This window comes from Sphingomonas sp., assembly GCF_035490575.1.
Lineage (GTDB): Bacteria > Pseudomonadota > Alphaproteobacteria > Sphingomonadales > Sphingomonadaceae > Sphingomonas.
Genome location: NZ_DATJLI010000106.1, coordinates 1 through 3,137, shown reverse-complemented (window position 1 = coordinate 3,137; position 3,137 = coordinate 1). Strand labels below are relative to the sequence as shown.

Here is a 3,137-nt window from a genome sequence, read left to right as displayed (position 1 = left end):
CGTCGGCCAGGGCTGCTCGCCGGGGACGTCGGTATCGGTCGGCACCGGCACTTCCTTGACGTCGTAAAGCGGTTTGCCGGTCACGCGGTCGAGGATGAACATGATCGCCGTCTTGTTCATGACGGCGATGGCCGGGATGGTCTTGCCGTCGCGCTGGACATCGATCAGCGTCGCGGCGGGCAGGTCCACGTCCCAGATATCGTGATGGACGGTCTGGAAATGCCAGAGATATTTGCCCGTCGCCGCCTCAACCGCGACGATCGAATTGCCATACAGGTTCTGGCCCTTGCGGTCGCCGCCCCAGCGGTCGAATGTCGGCGTGCCGATGGGCAGATAGGCGATGCCGCGCTGGTCATCGACAACGACGAAGGTCCAGACATTGGTGCCCGAACGTTCCTTCCAGCTGTCGCCTTCCCAGGTGCCGAAATTCGGCTCGCCGGGTTGCGGGATGGTGTGGAACGTCCAGACCAGCTTGCCGGTGACGGCATCCCATGCCCGCACGTCGCCCGACGCGCCCTTGACGGGCATTTCCTGCACGCGTGAGCCGGTGATAATCAGGTTCTTGTAGATGGCGGGCGGGCTGCTCATGCTGAGCGGCGCGCGGGTGCCGTTCATGACCTCCGGCGTTTTCATGTTGATGAAGCCCGCTTCGCCAAAGCCGGTGGCGGGCTGTCCGGTCTTTGCATCGAGCGCGTAGAGCTTGCCCGTGCGCGTGCCGAACACGATGCGCGCGCCGGTCTTGCCGTCGCCCGGCCAATAGGCGACGCCGCGCGTCGGTGGCTGATCGTTGCCGGGAAAGGTGAACGCCCAGCGTTCCTTGCCCGTCGCGGCATCCAGCGCGACGACGCGCTTGTAGGGGGTCGACAGATACATGGTGCCGTCGACCACCAGCGGCGTCGCTTCCGATGCGGAGAAGCCGGTCTTGTATCGCTCGGGCACGCCGTCGGGCAGTTGCACCGCGCTCGCCTCCGCGCCGGGCGGGCGCATGTGATAGGACCACAGCTTCTTCAGTCCCGCAACATTGGCGGGCGTGATCTGATCGAGGGGCGAATGGCGCGCATGACCTTCGTCACGGCCATAGCTGGTCCAGTCGCCGCGTTGCTGCGCCAGTGCGGGCAGGGCGGCCAGCATCATCATGCCGCACATCAGATAGCGGGCGGATCGCGTCGGGCGGCTCGTCAAAGCGTATCTCTCCTGTTCGTTTGCCTTCGCTTGGGGCAAATCGCGTTGCACAGGACGATAGACCGGCTATAAATCATATACAATATGATCCAGCAACATTGCTGAAATGCTTTTTCAGGAGAGGTTCCCCATGTCCAATCTACCGCTTGCGGGCCTGCGCGTGCTCGATATCTCGCAGGTGATGGCCGGGCCATTCTGTTGCATGTTGCTGGGCGACATGGGCGCCGATGTCATCAAGATCGAGCCGCCGAAGACGGGCGATTCGACGCGCCATTCGATGGGCTTTCGCCTGAAAGGGGAGGACAGCCCCGGCTTCCTCGCGCTGAACCGCAACAAGCGCAGCATCACGCTGAACCTCAAGGACGATGCCGATCGCGAAGTGCTGTATGCACTGGTCAAGACCGCCGACATTCTGGTCGAAAATGCCCGGCCCGGCGTCGCAGCGCGGCTGGGCATCGATTATGACACGCTGGCCGCGATCAATCCGCGGCTGGTCTATGCCAGCATTTCCGGTTTCGGCCAGACCGGGCCGTGGGCGCAGCGGCCGGGTTTCGACCTGATCGCACAGGCGATGTCGGGCATCCTCAGCTCCAACGGTTTCCCCGGCATGGAGCCTGCCAAGAACTCGATCGCCGTCGCCGATCTGGGGGCGGGGCTGTTCAGCGCCTATGCAATCCTGTCGGCGGTGATCGGGCGGCAGGCATCGGGCAAGGGCCAGTATATCGACGCCTCGCTGCTCGAAGCGGCGATGGGCCTGTCGATCTGGGAAACGACCGAATTGTGGGGAACGGGCAAGGCGCCGACGCCGATCGGCTCCGCCAATCGCATGTCGGCTCCGTATCAGGCGGTGCAGGCGTCCGACGGCTGGTTCGTGATCGGCGCCGCGAATCAGGGCTTGTGGCTGACCTTCCTGAACGTGATCGGGCGGCCGGAATTGCAGGAGGATGTGCGCTATTCGACCAACGCCGCGCGGGTGCAGAACCGACAGGTGCTGATCGACGATCTGGCACCCACCTTTGCCACGCGCACCAAGCAGGAATGGATCGACGCGCTGCTGGCCGCCGGGGTGCCCGCCGCGCCCATTCTGGATTATGGCGAAGCAGTGGAGAGCGAGCAGGCGATCGCGCGCGACATGGTTCAGATGGTCCCGCACCCGATCGAGGGTGAGTTCAAGGCGCTGGGCTTCCCCGTGAAGATGCGCGGCACGCCGCAGGAAGTGCGCCTGCCGCCGCCGCTGCTGAACGAACATTCCGACGAACTGCGCGCCGAGCTGGTCGAGCGTGGCCTGCTGACCCCGCGTAACGAGGCAGCGGAATGAGCGGCCCCGGCATCGACGTGACGCGCGACGGCCGTGCCGCGCATGTCCGCTTCAACAACCCCGCCGCGCACAACGCACTCACCAGCCAGATGTGGTTGGACCTGCGCGATGCGGCGCGCGGCTTTGCATCCGATTCTTCGATCCGCGTCGTCACGTTTCGCGGGGTGGGCGGCAAGGCGTTCATCTCTGGCACCGACATTTCCAAGTTCGCCGATTACACCACCGGCGAACAGGGCGTCGATTACGAGCGCGGCATTGACGAGTGCATGGCGGCGGTCGACGCCATTCCCTGCACCACCATCGCCGCGGTCGAGGGTTGGGCCGTGGGCGGCGGGATCAACATCGCGTCCGCCTGCGACTTTCGCATCGCCACGCCGGATGCGAAGTTCGGCTCCCCCATCGGGCGCACCATCGGCAATTGCCTGTCGGCGGCCAGCGTTGCGCGCGTGGGCGGCGCTGTCGGCGTTCAGTTCGCCAAGCGCATGGTGCTGCTGGGCGAAATGCTGACCGCCGAACAACTGCTGGCCAGCGGTTTCCTGCTCAAGCTGGTGGAGCGCGATGCGATGGACGCCGAACTGGCGGCATTGTGCGCGCGGGCGGCCGAAAATGCGCCGCTGACCACGCGGACGACCAAGGA

Annotated in this window: 3 protein-coding genes; 2 read left to right on the top strand and 1 reads right to left on the bottom strand. The window is 65.1% G+C overall.

Annotated features, from left to right (window positions below; all coding sequences use genetic code 11):
* On the bottom strand, positions 1-1,182 hold a 1,182-nt coding region (locus VL973_RS08205), incomplete at its 3' end, for an outer membrane protein assembly factor BamB family protein (protein ID WP_325283542.1).
* Positions 1,183-1,312: 130 nt separating this feature from the next.
* Here VL973_RS08205 and VL973_RS08200 point away from each other — a divergent pair.
* Both VL973_RS08200 and VL973_RS08195 read left to right on the top strand, forming a co-directional pair.
* Positions 1,313-2,500: a CaiB/BaiF CoA transferase family protein gene (locus tag VL973_RS08200; protein ID WP_325283541.1), complete on the top strand. Its 1,188-nt coding sequence runs from the start codon at positions 1,313-1,315 to the stop codon at positions 2,498-2,500.
* Positions 2,497-3,137: enoyl-CoA hydratase-related protein (locus VL973_RS08195; protein WP_325283540.1), on the top strand; the 641-nt coding region annotated here is incomplete at its 3' end. The genes VL973_RS08200 and VL973_RS08195, both read left to right, overlap by 4 nt.

Bases quoted from the DNA above. Each gene is read 5' to 3' on its own strand.
- VL973_RS08200 (WP_325283541.1), top strand. From the start codon at position 1,313: ATGTCCAATCTACCGCTTGCGGGCCTGCGCGTGCTCGATATCTCGCAG.